This window comes from Streptomyces sp. SCA2-17 (assembly GCF_044336695.1).
The window spans coordinates 2879235-2894868 of the sequence record NZ_CP117521.1; the positions used below are offsets into that span (position 1 = coordinate 2879235).

13 protein-coding genes, 1 pseudogene and 1 riboswitch are annotated in these 15634 nt (G+C 69.9%); of the genes and pseudogenes, 5 read left to right on the top strand and 9 right to left on the bottom strand.

What is annotated here, in order from left to right:
• Positions 1-46: 46 nt before the first annotated feature.
• Both PS271_RS12790 and PS271_RS12795 read left to right on the top strand, forming a co-directional pair.
• A complete protein-coding gene (locus PS271_RS12790; RefSeq protein WP_398382039.1) occupies positions 47-1048 on the top strand; it encodes a DNA cytosine methyltransferase in 1002 nt (333 codons plus the stop codon).
• Between the two features lie 76 nt (positions 1049-1124).
• Positions 1125-2363: a DNA cytosine methyltransferase gene (locus PS271_RS12795; protein ID WP_398382040.1), complete on the top strand. Its 1239-nt coding sequence runs from the start codon at positions 1125-1127 to the stop codon at positions 2361-2363.
• Here PS271_RS12795 and PS271_RS12800 read toward each other — a convergent pair.
• The 3 genes from PS271_RS12800 to PS271_RS12810 are packed head-to-tail and all read right to left on the bottom strand — an operon-like array spanning position 2332 to position 6310.
• Positions 2332-3276: a DUF6339 family protein gene (locus PS271_RS12800; protein WP_398382041.1), complete on the bottom strand. Its 945-nt coding sequence runs from the start codon at positions 3274-3276 to the stop codon at positions 2332-2334. The two genes, PS271_RS12795 and PS271_RS12800, sit on opposite strands and share 32 nt — an antisense overlap.
• A complete protein-coding gene (locus tag PS271_RS12805) occupies positions 3273-4238 on the bottom strand; it encodes a hypothetical protein (protein WP_398382042.1) in 966 nt (321 codons plus the stop codon). Before PS271_RS12805 ends, PS271_RS12800 begins: the two co-directional genes overlap by 4 nt.
• The gene (locus PS271_RS12810; RefSeq protein WP_398382043.1) at positions 4235-6310 is read right to left on the bottom strand and encodes a helix-turn-helix transcriptional regulator; all 2076 of its coding nucleotides are present in this window, start codon (positions 6308-6310) and stop codon (positions 4235-4237) included. The genes PS271_RS12805 and PS271_RS12810 overlap by 4 nt, the downstream gene beginning before the upstream one ends.
• A gap of 337 nt (positions 6311-6647) precedes the next feature.
• Between PS271_RS12810 and PS271_RS12815 the strand changes: the two genes are divergently transcribed.
• The 3 genes from PS271_RS12815 (at position 6648) to PS271_RS12825 (ending at position 7818) form a co-directional block, all read left to right on the top strand.
• Entirely contained in the window at positions 6648-6812 is a 165-nt protein-coding gene (locus tag PS271_RS12815) for a hypothetical protein (RefSeq protein WP_398382044.1), read from the top strand.
• A 206-nt stretch (positions 6813-7018) separates the two neighbouring features.
• Entirely contained in the window at positions 7019-7480 is a 462-nt protein-coding gene (locus PS271_RS12820) for an NUDIX hydrolase (protein ID WP_398382045.1), read from the top strand.
• A gap of 38 nt (positions 7481-7518) precedes the next feature.
• Positions 7519-7818, top strand: a complete 300-nt coding sequence (locus PS271_RS12825) for a hypothetical protein (protein ID WP_398382046.1) — start codon at positions 7519-7521, stop codon at positions 7816-7818.
• 47 nt (positions 7819-7865) lie between these two features.
• On the opposite strand, the gene PS271_RS12830 is transcribed toward PS271_RS12825, so the two are convergent.
• The 6 genes and pseudogenes from PS271_RS12830 to PS271_RS12855 all read right to left on the bottom strand — a co-directional run bounded on the left by PS271_RS12830 (position 7866) and on the right by PS271_RS12855 (position 15592).
• A complete protein-coding gene (locus PS271_RS12830; protein ID WP_398382047.1) occupies positions 7866-8810 on the bottom strand; it encodes an aldo/keto reductase in 945 nt (314 codons plus the stop codon).
• 8 nt (positions 8811-8818) lie between these two features.
• Complete coding sequence (locus PS271_RS12835) at positions 8819-10336, bottom strand: MFS transporter (RefSeq protein WP_398382048.1); 1518 nt, start codon at positions 10334-10336, stop codon at positions 8819-8821.
• A 59-nt stretch (positions 10337-10395) separates the two neighbouring features.
• On the bottom strand, positions 10396-11697 hold the full coding sequence (locus tag PS271_RS12840) for a M23 family metallopeptidase (protein WP_398382049.1): 1302 nt from the start codon (positions 11695-11697) through the stop codon (positions 10396-10398).
• Positions 11698-11706: 9 nt separating this feature from the next.
• A riboswitch (cyclic di-AMP (ydaO/yuaA leader) is annotated at positions 11707-11873 on the bottom strand.
• 40 nt (positions 11874-11913) lie between these two features.
• A pseudogene (locus tag PS271_RS12845) lies at positions 11914-13148 on the bottom strand (PP2C family protein-serine/threonine phosphatase).
• A 171-nt stretch (positions 13149-13319) separates the two neighbouring features.
• Positions 13320-15092: a DEAD/DEAH box helicase gene (locus PS271_RS12850; RefSeq protein WP_398382050.1), complete on the bottom strand. Its 1773-nt coding sequence runs from the start codon at positions 15090-15092 to the stop codon at positions 13320-13322.
• A 296-nt stretch (positions 15093-15388) separates the two neighbouring features.
• Positions 15389-15592, bottom strand: coding sequence for a cold-shock protein (locus PS271_RS12855; RefSeq protein WP_030367061.1), 204 nt, complete (start codon positions 15590-15592; stop codon positions 15389-15391).
• Between the last annotated feature and the right edge of the window lie 42 nt (positions 15593-15634).

The window sequence follows — 15634 nt, forward strand, 5'->3', positions numbered from 1 at the left end:
GTTGATCCGAGCGCCTTCCGTGCCCGTTCCCCCAGGAGATACCCCCGTGCGACAGCCCCGTCTCACCTCTCTCGAGCTCTGCGCCGGGGCCGGCGGACAGGCTCTGGGCCTGGAACGGGCCGGGTTCGCTCCGCTGGCGCTGATCGAGAACGACCGCGATGCCTGCGCGACGTTGCGCACCAACAGGGAGCAGTGGAATGTGCTGGAGGAGGACCTGCTCACCTTCGACCCCGAGGAGGACTCCCCCCTCCACGGCGTGGACCTGATGGCCGCCGGTCCGCCCCGGGTGAAGCCCGTGGTGGACGGGAAGGAGCGTCCCCAGGACCGGGAGGCCCGCGAGCTTCTCGAGGCGACGGTCTACCTCGCGCACGGCATACGCCCCCGCGCCCTGCTGATCGAGAACATCGCGGACCTGGTCGAGTCCCCGAAGCTCGCTGATCTCCGCAAGTTCGTCCACGAGGAGCTGGAGCACCTCGGCTACGGGGTGCACTCCGCGGTTCTCGACGCCGCCGACTTCGGCGTCCCCCAAGAGCGGAAGCAGGGTTTCTTCGTAGCCCTGCAGGGCCCGTACTCCGATCGGTTCCGGTGGCCCGAGGCCGTGGAGAGTCGGACGCCCACGGTGGGCGAGGTTCTCGGCCCCTCCATGGCGGAACACGGCTGGCCCCACGCCACAGCGTGGGCGAAACACGCGAACCGTCCGGCCCCGACGATCGTCGGCGGCTCGAAGGGGCGCGGCGGCGCCGACCTGGGCCAGAAGGGCAGCAAGGCCGCCTGGGCCAGGTTGGGGGTCAACGGGGAATCGCTCGGCGACGCAGTGCCGGCGGAAGACTTCCCCTGGCTGCCGGATGCCGAGAATCGCAAGCTTCTCCCGAAACTCACCATTCCACAGGTGGCCGCACTGCAGGCCTTCCCTGCCGACTGGACGCTGGAGGGCCTCAAGACCTCCCGTTTCCGTCAGGTCGGTCACGCGTCGCCGCCCCCGGTCGCCGAGGCCGTGGGGCGGGCGATCGCCGATGCGCTCGCCCCACAGGCGGGAGGGAAGGCGTGAGCCGGTCCCGGATGGTGTGCACGGTCACCGCGTGCGCACTCGGCGCAGTACCCTCCGCAGACTAGACTTCCCCACCATGACCAGCCCTGCCTCCGACTCCACCCGCACCGAACCGATCAAGGTGATCGACCTGTTCGCGGGCGCCGGAGGCTTTTCACAGGGTTTTCACGAGTACGTGCCCGAGGGACACGACTCGTCCCCGTTCCACTCCGTGGCAGCGGTGGAGTTCGACAAGGCTGCGGCGTCCACGTATGCAGCGAACTTCCCGGACACAAAAGTGCACGCCGGTGACATCAAGGACTGGGACCCGGGTGACTTCACCGACGCCGAAGTGATCCTGGGCGGGCCGCCTTGTCAGGGATTCTCCGGTCTGGGCAAGGAGGACGAGAACGACCCGCGCAACCTGCTCTGGCAGGAATACATTCGCATCGTGCAGAAAGTCGAGCCGCGGATCTTCATCATGGAGAACGTGGATCGCTTTCTCCGTTCGGGCCAGTTCGACGCGCTGAGCAAAATCACCGCAGAAGGTGAGCAGCTCGAGAAATACGAGCTGTCCGTCGAAATCCTGAACGCCGCGGACTACGGTGTGCCACAGGCTCGTAAGCGTGTCATCGTCATCGGCACTCACACGGATCTGAGGAAAGACCTGGAGCATGCCGTCCCTCACCCCCGCCCTACTCACGATCGCAAGCCCGAGAAGTGGCAGCCGCAGCTGAGTGACGACACCACCACCCGGGAGCCGTGGGTTGCCGTCGGGCCTGCAGTCTTCGACACCACAGCCGGGGTAGAGCTTCAGGAATTCCCTGATCGTCCCGGCGATGACGATTCCCCGCTGAAACTCCGCCAGCCCGGCCCGTACCTCACCCCCGAGCTCCATATCCGGCGGACTCCGGAGCCTTTGTCTTTGGCTCGCTACGCCGTCATTCCGCCTGGCGGAAATCGCAATGATCTGCGGGGCAAGTGGGCGATTTTCGAGGATCGATGCGTCTATCTATCGACGCCCAGTTGGGACGGGCACAAAGCCGGCTCGGGCGACGTCATGGGTCGGATGCATGCTGATCGCCCTTCCGTGACGATTCGCACCGAGGCCTTCAAACCCGAGAAGGGACGGTACCTCCACCCCATAGAGGACCGTCCCATCACCCAGTACGAGGCGGCCTTGATCCAAGGCTTCCCCGAAGACTTCAAGTGGTACGGCACCAAGATCCAGATTGCTCGGCAGATCGGCAACGCCGTACCCGTCGGCCTGGCCAAAGCACTCGCCTCGGTGGTCTACGAAGCCCTCAGAGGCCGGAGCCGGTCTTCGCAAGACTGACACCCGCAGAGCGCGGGGCCGCCGGCGCCTCCAGGATCTCCTTGCCCCGCACGGGCGCCACGGCCGCCAGGCGCTCGAACCACTCCACCAACGTGCTGATGGAGTGCTTGTCGACCCGCCCGTCGTCCGGACCGTCGGGCAGTCGATCGTAAGGTGCCTCCGCGGCGTCCGTGGCGGCGTCGATCCAGTACTGGAGCTCTTCGGCGTCCTGAGGTTCGTCGGGCGCCAGCACCTCGTAGATCATCGTGGCGGACGCCGCGTACGCGAGTTTCGCCAACCCGTTGACCTCGCGACCGGTGGTCATCACCCGGCTCTTCAGCAGGTGAACAAGCGCCTGCGCGGCGGGACGGTGCAGGACCAGTTCCTGCCGGAGGACCGTGTTCAGGACGTCCTGGTTACCGCAGGCGATCTCCGCCGGTCCGTAGTCGGGGCCGTCCCGGAAGAGCTCGGCCGCCCACCACAGTCGGGAGAAGCACTGGGAGTGCCACGGTCCGGTGAAGCGGGCGGCCTGACCCACCGCACGGCGGTCACCCTCCGTAGCCTTCCCCCAGCGCCACCGCACGAATTCCGGCGCCACGCACATCGCGAGGAAGTTCCACAGCCCGGAGTCGGCGGCCTCGGCCCGCGTGATCCGCAGGGTGTAGTGCAGCCGGGGAGCGAGCCAGGCGTCGGAGGCCGTCGGCGCCTCGTTTCGGAATCGCCGCATGGCCTCTTCGCACAGCAGGCGGACGGCCTCCGCTTCCCTCCCGTGTGTCACGCCCGTGGGGAATTCGGCGCTCCTACGGAGACGCTCGGGGCCGGGCATCGGCTCGTAGCCCGCTAGGACGCCTGAGGTGAGGACCTTGAGGGCCACGGACGTCGGCAGCAGGCCGATCATCCCTTCCCGAACCGTTCCCGACTCGGCAGTGCTCACGCCGACTCCTTCGCACTGGCCATCCGGGCGAGCGACTTGAGCGCACCTGTCACGGCCTTCGGTTTACGGGCCTGGAGGGTCGCAGCGTGCATCACGCGTCTTTGCAGATCTCCGCCACTCTGTCCCTCGGTGCGCCTTTCGACGAGCTCCGCGAGCCCCTCGCTCGGGGAACGGTCCGTGAAGACGTCCGGCAGCATGCGCTTGAGGACGTCCTCGTGCCAGCCTCCGGGCCATTGCGCCTGCCCGTTCTCCACGTCACTCGCGTACAGGGCGGCGTTGAACATCGAGGCCCATGTCTCGGAGGCTATCTGAGCGGCCATGACATCACGCACCACCTTCTGTTCGGGGGTGGCCGCGTTCTCCAGCACGCCCCGCAGACCCTCCACCGAGGAATTCAGATAGAGGACGGGTTCGTCGGCCTGAGCGTCGAGAAGCCACGGGTCGTCGCGGAACTCGGCGAGATCCACATCGTCCGTAAAGTCCTTCCACACCATCTTGATGGAGCGCTGCTGGGTAGGTGTCTTCGCCTCGAAGTCGGCACGCCAGCGCTCGCTCGCCCTGCCGATCAGCCGGCCCGACTCGCCGTCGACATCCGCCACGATCCAGGCATCTATCTCACAGGCGTCGAGCTGCTCGCCCCGACGCAGCTCCACGTCGCCCTCCCAGACTCCGTCGCCCGCCGGGGCCAGCGGGAACGTATGACGAATCCTGGTCCTGGGATTACGTACGACAGCGACGCAGGTCGGCGCGGCCCACGGGCCCATGGACAACTCTCCGGCGTCCACCCTGACCGTCACCTTGATACGGATCTCTGTCCAGCGCCCCTTCACTTCGTGCAGGGCGATCACGTGCTCCCGCTCGGAGATCGCCTGCCACTGCCGGGGGATGTTGTCGACCACGACCCTGTCGGCAACCAGAACGACCTCGCCGGACAGGACCGGATAGGGAAAGAGCGTCTTCACGCCTTGGCCTCCTTCGCGCGTGGCACGTCCACCTCGATGCGTGACATAGCGGCCGCCACGGGATGGCTCGCGACGTCCGTCACGCCCTGGAAGACACCCCTACGCCCGCGGAACAAGAGGTTTCCCTCCTCGGTCAGTTCGCAGTTCTTCACGGGGGTCAGCCTGCCGGCCCACCGAACGGGGAACCCACCGCCGTCGCGTCCCGTGAACCGGACCACGGGCGCCAGGACCCACGGGTCCTCCCGCTCGGGGCACTTCACGGTCACGGTCACCCGCCATGCCGAATGCTCGTCGACCGCTCCCTCGATCGCATGGATCGTCGGGAAGCCCTGGGTCCGCGACGTCTTGGGAGGATCGAGACGGAGCAGCTCCTTGAGGACCTCGGGACCCTCGTCGTCCTGCTGCCCGTCGTCCTGCGTCTGAAGTGCCTCCCGGACGCTCTGTTCGGCAAGCCTCTTGAAATTGACGATGCACTGCCGCGCACCGCGCATGTACATCGCGGTGAGGTCCTCTGTGCCGGTCCAGTCGTTGTGGTCCGGGGGCTCGGAGGCCCGAAGGAGTCGCTCGGCCGCCTCCACGTCCGGGGTGCCCTTCATCGTGGCGGCGCCCGCCAGCAGGACTGCCTGGAAGTTCCGATGGCCGAGGGGAAGGTCACCGATCTTCTTGCTGCGCACGACCATGCGTGTGGCCCGCATGTACGAGATGTGGTCGGCCGCCGGCTCGTCGTCGCCCGAGGGCGTGATGAGCAGCACGGCATCGTGCGTCGAGGGCGATGTACGGCCCGATCCCGCGCCGTCCTTCAGCCGGGGAAGCTTGAGGGGCACCGTCATTTCGAGCACGTCCTCACGGGACGTCAGCTCGGGGACGGTACGGCGATCCAGGAACGCCTTCACCGCCCTGGACCGTGCAGGTTCGTACCGATGGGGGTCGATGCGTTCCTCGGCCTTGACCACACGGCCGTTGCGCCATGAGGCCACGGAAGCCCGGAGGAGCGGAGCCGCGGTCTCGCCCCCCACCATGGACGCCCAGAAGTTGCGGGCGACACCGGTCGTGAGGCGCTCGTGCATCTCCTCCAACTGCTCGGTGTCCCCGGAGCCGTCGTATGCCCCGACCACCAGGAATGACGTTCCGGCTGCGGAGCCGTCCCGTTCCAGGTACAGGCTCCGGGCCGTTTCCTCGTCCCCCCACCACGACCGCGCGGCGTCGTCCCGGTCCGGGTCCTTTACGCCGAACCACGCGGGGCCGGCGAACTCGTCGACCCCCAGGGCATGCCACGGCAGTTCCAGCCGCCCTGCCATTCGACGCTCGCGCCGGCCGTCCTGGCTCTCCGACAAGGTGCTGTTCACCAACACCAGGCCGAATCGACTCGCCGCCCAGAGAGCAGCCTTGCCCAGGCCGTAGGAACCACCCTGAGCACCCGCCTTACCGCTGTCCAGCGTTCTGCGCACCACCCGGGCGAAGCGCCCGTCGTCATAGTCGGGGCCGGTCAGACCGGTCGCGTTGTAATCGTCGACCCTCAGCAGCACCAGGCGCCGGGTGCGCTCAAGCTCGTGAAGTCCGTCGAGCAGCACCCGCCCCACCTTCTGCCCGGGATCGGCTGCCGCGTTGAGGTGCTTCTCGATCTCGCTCCATCGGAGCGCCTCCAGGAACTCCTCGAGGTGCTCTCCCGTGAGTTCGTGCAGCATGAAGCGCGAGACGACGGGCTGCCCACCCGGCAGGCGTTCGTCGAGGCTGTTCTGAGTCGCTTCCCGGGCCAGTACCTCCAGGTTGGCCGCGAAGGCGAAGGCTGCTGCGTTGCCGCCTTCGCGACCGCCGTCGGCGGGGGCCTTGCGGAAGGCCCAGGAGAGCTCTGACGACGACGCACCCGGCCGGCGCCGGCTGACCGCATCCTCGGCGGCGACCCCCAGGGCATCCGCGATCGCTGCGATCTTCTCGTATCGGGGTTCGGAGCGCCCTCTGATCCAGGCGGTCACTGCTGCCGGGGTCACGTCGATCGCCGCAGCCAAGTCCTTCTGGGACATGTCTCGTTGCCGCAGCATCCCCCTGAGCCACTCTGCAAAATCCTGCGGCACGCCGCACCCTCCCGTCCCTCGACTCCCTCTCGCCGCAGACTAGTCGGTTAATTACGCACCATCAAATTTACTTTCCTATCATCGTAGACGCGCAAAGCAGACATAACCCCCTCGATTCACTCCTTGACCAACTTCCCCCAAGAGGGTGGACATTCGCATGCGCGTCGGATAATCATGATCGAGTCGACGCCGCCTTCACTCGCCACCAACACTTCGGGACGGGCACACGAGGGGCGCGAGGGGGTGGAGTGAGGCTGCACGGCCGACACGGTCATCCGCTCACGCGGTCGCGTCATAGTCCACAAGTAGGACATTTCGCCATAGATGGAGATGAATAATGACCGTGACCCGTGAGGTCGTCCTGGAGCTGGAGTGCGATGCGGACGCCGTCGGCTCGGCGACCGTCACCTGCGGCCCCAACGGCACCCTGATCTCCACGACGGGAGCCGGCCTGAAGGTCGCTTCGGTGCGCGAGCTGAAGCAGGCGCCCGCCACGAAGTGATCGCGGCCGAGCTGTCGAGGGGCGAGTGACGCTCGCCCCTCGCGCCGTACAGGCCCCACTGATGGGAATCACCGAAGTTCAGGGTTCAGGGTTTCGTCCGCGACCGTGTCTCGCAATTGCGCACCTCTCGCTGGGACGGGCCGCAGGCGCACCGGCGCCCGGAGAGAAAGTGCCTATGTTCCGGCAGGGCGATGGAGTCAACCGGCATGATCAGTAGCGTGCTGGACAGGAAACGGGCGGCTGCGGTCATCATCCGTGGCCGGATGCTGCTGATGGTCAAGGAGCGGGGCGTCGGGCCTGACGGGCACCATGACGGGCAGGAGTACTGGACGTTGCCCGGCGGCGGTATCGCGCCCGGCGAGAGTGCGGAGCAAGCCGTCATGCGCGAAGTCCTCGAAGAGGTCGGACTGCGGCCTCTCTCAGCGACATTTCTCTACGACGTGCCGTATCCGTCGGGCTGGACCGCCTGTTATCGCGTCCAGGTCGCCGACGGTGAGCCGCGCTTGGGGACCGACGAGGACCTTGACTGCGACTGTCCCCGGATGACCGGGCTCGCCTGGGTGCCCCTCCCGCAGGCCTCACCAGCAGAGTCAGCGCCCTTGATGGTGCCTGCGCTGCTTATGGCAACGCCCGGCCACGCGGACCCCGCCCGGCAACGCCCGGCGTAGCCTCGGAGGGGTTGGGATTTTTGATGTGGAGGTGTGGGATGGGTCGGGTTCCTGCGGGTGTGGTTGCTGCTGGTGGGCTTGTTGGTGGGTATGGGGTTGCTCGGTGGAGTAAGAAGCGGCCGCTGGGGGGTGTGGCGTTGGCTGTGGCCGGTGGGGTGGCTGCTCGGCAGTGGGCCGGGACGGTCGGGGTGCCCAAGGCTGCGGCGCTGACCGGGCTGTACGTTGCCGCGTTCGGCGGGTCGCATCCGCTGGCCAAGAAGATCGGTGCCTGGCCGTCCGTGTTCGCCGTTGCCGGTGGCGTCGCCCTTGCCTCCTGGGTTGTGGAGAGTCGGGCCTGAAGAGGAGCGTGGGGCTTCGTGTTCCCGAAGCCCCACGCTCTACCTCGTTACGCCGACGCCTCCGTCAAGCGCTTCAGCTCCTCGTCCGTGAGCTTCACGTCCGCCACCGCCAGCAGCGCCGGCAGCTGTTCCACCGTGCGGGCGCTGGCCAGCGGGGCGGCCACCGTGGGCCGGGACGCCAGCCAGGCCAGGGCGATCGTTGCGAGTTCGGCGTCGTGCGCAGCCGCCACCTCGTCCAGGGCGGCCAGGACGCGCAGGCCGCGCTCGGATTCGAGGTACTTGCCGGCCGCCCCCGCGCGGGCGCTGTCCACGGCGGTGCCGGGGCGGTACTTGCCGGTGAGGAAGCCCGAGGCCAGCGCCCAGTACGGGACGGCCGCCAGCCCGTGCTGCGCCGCCACGTCCGCCAGGTCGCCCTCATACGTGTCGCGGGAGACCAGGTTGTAGTGCGGCTGGATCGCCACGTACTTGGCCAGGCCCGCGGTGTCCGAGAACTCCAGGGCCTCCCGCAGGCGCTCGGGCGTGATGTTGGAGGCCGCGATCTCGCGGACCTTGCCCTCCTTCACCAGCGCGTCGAGGGCGGTGAGGAACTCCTCCACCGGCACCGACGGGTCGTCGTAGTGCGTGTAGTAGAGGTCGATGTAGTCGGTGCGCAGGCGGCGCAGGGACTCCTCGACGCCCGACTTGATCACGGAGGCCCGCAGGCCGCGGGGCTCGGGGACGCCCGCGCCGACCTTGGTGGCGAGCACGATGTCGGCGCGGTTGCCGCGCGCGGCGAACCAGTTGCCGAGGACGGTCTCCGACTCGCCGCCCTGGTTGCCCGGGACCCAGGCGGAGTAGACGTCGGCGGTGTCGATGAAGTTGCCGCCGGCCGCCGCGTACGCGTCGAGGACGGCGAAGGACTCCGCCTCGTCCGCGGTCCACCCGAAGACGTTGCCGCCGAGGGCGAGCGGGTGGACGGAGAGGTTGCCGATCTTCTTGTGAATGTCAGCCATGCATTACCTCAGCGTCCCTGCGGGAGCGGGTATTCCGGTTCTGCTCCGCTACGGGCCGACAGCGGCGCCGCGATCGACTCCAGCGAGCGCCCCTCCGCCCGTACCGCCAGGAACGCCGCCACCAGCCCCGCCCCGCACATCAGCGACGCGCCGATCGCGAAGGCGAGCACCGTGTCGCCCACGTCCCCGCTGCTCGTCAGGTCGGCGAAGAGCAGCGGGCCGCTGATGCCGCCGGCGGCCGTGCCCAGGGCGTAGAAGAACGCGATGGCCATGGCCCGCGTCTCCATGGGGAAGATCTCCGAGACCGTGAGGTAGGCGCTGCCGGCGCCCGCCGAGGCGAAGAACAGCACGACCGCCCAGCAAGCGGTGAGGCTGTCGGCCGTCAGCCGGCCCGCGCCGAAGAGCCAGGCCGTGCCGAAGAGGAGCAGGCCCGACAGCAGGTACGTCGACGAGATCATCACCCGTCGGCCCAGCGTGTCGAAGCACTTGCCCAGCAGCAGCGGGCCCAGGAAGTTGCCCGCCGCGATGACGGCGAAGAAGTAGCCCGTACGGGAAGTGGAGACGTGGAAGTACGTCTCCAGGATGGAGCCGAAGCCGAACGTGATCGCGTTGTAGAGGAAGGCCTGCCCGATGAACAGGGACAGGCCGAGGACCGCCCGCCGGCGGTAGTCGGAGAACACCGTGCGCGCGATGTCGGTGAACGTCACCAGCCCCTGCCGGCGGATCGTGATCTCGCCCTCCGGCGGCGGCAGCTTTACCCCCTTCTCCTCCTCAACGCGCTCCTCGACCGACGTCACCAGGGATTCCGCTTCCGCGCCCCGCCCATGGATGAACAGCCAGCGCGGGCTTTCCGGCACCTTCCGCCGTACGAAGAGGATCACCAGCCCCAGCACCACACCGAGGCCGAATGTCAGCCGCCATCCCACATCCGCCGGGAAGACGTCCGTATCGAGCATCAGGACCGCCAGCAACGAGCCGCCGATCGCCCCCAGCCAGAAACTCCCGTTGATGATCAGGTCGATCCGGCCCCGGAAAGCCGCCGGAATCAGCTCGTCGATGGCGGAGTTGATGGCCGCGTACTCACCCCCGATGCCGAAACCCGTCAGGAAACGGAAGGCGAAGAACCACCAGGACGAGAAGGAGACGGCCGTCAGCGCCGTCGCGGCCAGGTAGACCCCGAGCGTGACGAGGAACAGCTTCTTCCGGCCGAAGCGGTCCGTGAGCCGCCCGAAGAACAGCGCCCCCGAACACGCCCCCGCCACGTACAGCGCCGCCGCGATCCCCGTGACCTCGCCCGATGTGATCGGCAGCCCACTGCCCCGCTCCGAGAGCCGGCCGGCGATGTTGCCGACCACCGTCACTTCCAGGCCGTCCAGGATCCAGACCGTGCCGAGGCCGATCACCACGGTCCAGTGCCAGCGCGACCACGGCAGGCGGTCCAGCCGCGCTGGTACGGCCGTCGTGATCGTCGCGTCGTCGGCGTCATTCGCGTTGCCCGCGTCATTCGCAGTGGACTCGGTGGACACGCGCTAACGGGTGCCCCGTTCCGTACGAAATACGCGACGAATACGCGCCGCACCGTCCGCTACGGCCGCAGGCCCCTGCCCCGCAGCCATCCCAGCGGATCCACCGGCGCGCCCCCGCCCGGCCGGACCTCCAGGTGCAGATGCGGCCCGGTGACGTTGCCCGTCGCGCCGACCCGACCTATGACCTGGCCCGCGGCGACCTTGCCCGACGTGACCACCATCGAGGACAGGTGGCAGAACCACAGCTCCGTGCCGTCGTCGAGCCTCAGCACGATGCGGTAGCCGTACGCCCCCGCCCAGCCGGCCTGGGTGATCGTGCCGCCGCCCACCGCCTTCACCGGCGTGCCGGTCGGGGCGGCGAAGTCCTCGCCCGTGTGGTGCGCGGACCACATGTTGCCCGCCTGCCCGAAGCCGGCCGTCAGCGTGTACGAACCGACGGGGAGGGTGAGCGCTCCGGAGTGGCGAGCGGGGGCGGGAGCGGGGGTCGCGGTACGGGCGGGGGCCCCACCCGGCCTCTGCCTCTTCTCGGGTGTCCGCGCTTCCTGCTTCTTCTCCGGCGTCCGCGCCTGCGTCCGCTCCGAAGGCTGCGCCGACGCCGCCCGCCCCTGCTCCGCCTGCTTCTGCTCCGCCTGCCTCTGCTCCGCCGCCGCGGCCGCCGCCGTCCGCGCCGCCTCCGCCTCGGCCGCCTTGCGCTCCGCCGCCTGCTTCTGCTCCGCCGCGGCCACCGTCACCCGGGCCGCCTGCGCCTCGGCCTCGGCCACGCCCTGCTGGTGATCGGCCTGCTCCAGGATTCTCGCCCGCAACGCCTCACCCGCCCTTGCCGCGTCCTGCGCCATCTCGGAGACGGCCGCACCGGTACCGGTCTCCTCGGCGAAGGAATCAGCCGAGGCCGTACCCGCCGCGCTCCCTGTGAAGAACGAGCCCACACCCGGCAGCTGCGCCAGGTCGGGCATGGATATGGAGGCCGCCGGACGCTCCTGCGCATTCGCCATCCCGCCCGCGCCGACCGCCGCGATGACGCCCACGCCGAGCACGGCACCACTGCGGGCCATCGTGCCGCCGCGCTGCTTGACGACGCGGTGGCGCCCGCGGCCCGCGCCGAAGGAGAAGGCGCTGAAGGCGGAGGGTTCGTACGACCGCTCCGGTACGGAGGAGGAGGAGGACGCCGCCGCCGGCTCCGGGTCCGGCTCGTACGGCGGTACGTACGCGGGTACGAGCGGCGGATCGTAGGAGCCGGGCTCGTAAGCGACGTCAGACCCGTAAGCGTCGGACCCGTAAGCCTCAGACTCGTAGGCGTCGGAGCCGTAAGCCTCAGACTCGTAGGCGTCAGACCCGTAAGCGGCAGGCTCGTTGGATGCCACGAAGGCACTCCTTTCCTTCCTTCTCGCCTACCGGGTTAGCTGACGGGTTCGGAGCAGGAAGGTCTCCTACGGGCCGCATGCGGCCCGATTCACCCCAGGGTGGTGGTTCCCCGGTTCCCGGAACATGCCGGAGGATCAGATGGCGCTGTGCCCGCGGGATTCGGCGATGGCGCACGGTGCACCGCCTCTTGCGGCGGTTGCGACGACCGCGCGTCGTTATCGAACGTTAATAGACATGCCGGGTGGATTCCAAGCCGAACGCCCGGATCCGCCGCTCTTCCCTGACAGCTCTTCACAGGACGTCCGCCCACGGAACCTGTCGATACTTTCTACGAAATGCTGTTCGATTCGCTCGATGCGTTCACCGCGCCGAATCGCCAACAGGGCCATGTCGTCGGCGGCCTGACCGCCCGCATGGCGCGTGACCTCCGCGACCAGGCTGTCCAGCAGGGCCTCCGGACTCTTGAACTGCCGGCCCGTCAGCTCCGCCCGCGGGTCGTAGAACGCGCCGTCGGCGTCCCTGGCCTCGGTCACCCCGTCCGTCATCAGCAGCAGCATCGACCCCGCGGGGAACTCCCGCTCCTCGGCCCGGTCCGGCCACACCCCCAGGTCCCCCAGCCCGAGCGGCAGCGCGGGCACGGTCGGGTCGGCCGCACCGACCCGGCCGTCCGCGTGCAGCAGGAGCGGCGGCGGATGGCCGCGGTTCAGCAGGCGGATGACGGGGCGGCCCGGCGGCAGCTCCGCCAGGACGGCCGTGGTGAATCCCTCGTGCTGGTCCAGGTTCGCGCGCCGCGCGCCCTCACGTTGCAGCGCCCGCTCCAGCCGCCCCGCGAGTCCCTCCAGCGTCGGCTCCTGGTCGGCCGCCTCCCGGACGCGCCGATGACGACGGCAACGGCCTCGACCGCGCCCAGGCCCTTGCCGCGGACGTCGCCGACGACGGCCCGTACGCCGTAGGGAGTGTCCTGGACCGCGTACAGATCACCGCCGATCCGGGCGCCGGCATGCGCGGCCACGTAGCGCGCGGCCACCCGCAGGCCGCCGATGCGGGACGGGGGCGCGGGAAGGACGGCGCGCTGGGCGGCCTCCGCGATGCCGCGGGCGGAGGCGAGCTGCTGGTCGCGGCGGCGGGCGATGCGGTTGATCCCCAGCGCGACCAGGGAGACCGCGCCGATGGCGGCGACCTCGGCCAGCGCCTCACCGGTGTCGGACGGCCGGTGGTAGAACACGAGGCCGACCGCGACCGCCACCGCGGCCAGGGCGGCCGCGGCGGTGGCACGGAGGGTGTGCAGGGGGGCCGCGACGAGGGGCGCGGCGGAGAGGAAGGGGGCGCACGTGTAGTTCGCGGGCGCCCCGAGGCCGAACAGGGCTCCCCCGGTGATCAGGAGGGCCGGAAGCCTACGGGCAGCGCGGCGTACGGTGCGCCCCGCGGCGCGGCAGGCAGTTCGGCTCACCCCTCCCACCCTTCCGGGCGGGAGGTCACCGGGCGAACGGTGCTCGGCCGATCGGGGAGAAACCGGCCGACCGGGCAGGCGCCCGATCAGCCGGCCGGCTCCGAGCGCCAGAGCGTCAAGGCGTCAGAGCGCCGGAACGCCGGAGCGCCGGAACGCCGGAACGTCAAAGCGTCAGGAAGACGTACGGCGCTGCCGCGCGCCCCCGGCCCCGTTGCCACCACGGCCGGCACCGCCGCCGGCACCACGGCCCGAACCGGAACCGGCACCAGCGCCGCCCCGCCCGTAACCACCCCGGCCGGAACCACCCGCACCGGAAGAACCGGCGGAAGAACGGGAAGAGGAACGGGGAGAAGAACCCGACGCAGAAGAACCCGAAGAGGAAGGGGAAGAGGAAGAGGAGTAAGCCACAGAAGAGCCTTCCCCGCGGCCACGCCCACGACCGCCCCGCGAGCTCCGCGTGCCCCGGGAGCCGCGCGACCCGGCAGCGGCCGCGGCCCCGCCGGCCGACCCCGTACCGGCACCGGAACCGGAGCCGCCGCCGCGCTTCCGCGGCGTCGCCTGGGCCGGCACCGCCGGAGGAATGACCACGGGGACGCCGCTCGGCGCCTGGGCGCCCGTGATGCGCACGAGCTCCGGGTGCTCCGGGCCGACGGTGACGACGTTCGGGGAGATCTTGGCCGTGACCATCATCCGGCTCATCTCGCGCCGCTGCTCGGGCAGCACCAGTGTGACGACCGTGCCGGACTCGCCCGCGCGCGCCGTGCGGCCGCCGCGGTGCAGGTAGTCCTTGTGGTCCATGGGCGGGTCGACGTTCACGACGAGGTCGAGGCCGTCGATGTGGATGCCGCGCGCGGCGACGTTCGTGGCGATCAGCGCCGTGACCTGCTCCGTACGGAAGAGGTCCAGCGTGCGGTTGCGCTGCGGCTGGCTCTTGCCGCCGTGCAGCGCGGCGGCGCGGACGCCCTCGGAGAGCAGCTTCTTCACCAGCCGGTCGGCGCCGCGCTTGGTGTCCACGAACATGATCACGCGCCCGTCGCGGGCGGCGATGCGGGTGACCGTGTCCTTCTTGTCCGTCTCGTCGACGTGCAGGAGGTGGTGGTCCATCGTGGCGACCGCGCCCACCGACGCGTCGACGGAGTGCGTCACCGGGTCGGACAGGAAGCGGCGGACGAGGCGGTCGACGTTGCGGTCGAGGGTCGCGGAGAACAGCATCCGCTGGCCCTCCGGGTCGACCTGGTCCAGCAGGCGGGTGACCTGCGGCAGGAAGCCCATGTCGGCCATCTGGTCGGCCTCGTCCAGGACGGTGATCCGCACGTCGCCGAGCTTGCAGTCGCCGCGCTGGATGAGGTCCGCGAGGCGGCCCGGCGTGGCGACGAGCACCTCGGCGCCGCGCGCGAGCGTCTGGGCCTGGCGGCCGATGGACATGCCGCCGACGACCGTGGCCAGCCGCAGGTTGACGGCGCCGGCGTACGGGGCGAGCGAGTCGGTGACCTGCTGGGCCAGCTCGCGGGTCGGGACGAGGACGAGCGCGAGCGGGCGGCCGGGCTCGGCGCGGCGGCCGGCCGTGCGGGCCAGCAGGGCCAGGCCGAAGGCGAGGGTCTTGCCGGAGCCGGTGCGGCCGCGGCCGAGGACGTCACGGCCGGTGAGCGAGTTCGGCAGCGTCGCGCCCTGGATGGGGAACGGCTCGGTGACGCCCTCGCGGGTCAGCGTGGAGAGCAGCGCGGCCGGCATGTCCAGGTCGGCGAAGGACGCCACCGGCGGCAGCGCCGGGGTCGTGCTCACCGGGGTCTCGAAATCGGCCTGGGGGGCGGCGGGCCGGCGGCGGGCCGGCTGGGCGCCGCCACGGCTCTGCTGGGCGCCGCGGCCGGGCCGGTCGGAGCGGTCGGAGCGGTTCTGCTGGGGCCCGCGGGGCGAGCGGGTCGTGGGACGGGCGGAGCGAGTCATGCGGGTGGGACCTTCCCTCAAGGGGGTGGACACGCCCGGAAAGGAGACTTCGCATCGCGAGGCCGCGGCCCTGAGGAGCGGGAACGGCAGAACGGCGGAAAAGCCTGGGCGCGCTTGGTGCGGGGACGACGGCCGGTCGCAGCGGGGCGCCGGCCGGCGCGGGGGCAGCAATGGGGCCCGCACCCAGTGGTGCGGGCCCCATTGCCTTAGTGCTTCATGCAGAGCCCGGGGCGGCCGGGCCGATCGCCGTCAGACGGCGACCGGCGCCGCGACCGGCGTCCGGGCGGGCATCATCGTCAGGCAGCGACGATGTTCTCGGCCTGCAGGCCCTTCTGGCCCTGCGTGACGTCGAAGGAAACCTTCTGGCCCTCGAACAGCTCACGGAAGCCGTTGGAGGCGATGTTCGAGTAGTGGGCGAAGACGTCGGGGCCGCCGCCGTCCTGCTCGATGAAGCCGAAGCCCTTTTCCGAGTTGAACCACTTCACGGTGCCAGTAGCCATGTCTATCTCCTTAGTGGATACACCCGAGACGGGTGCAATGGG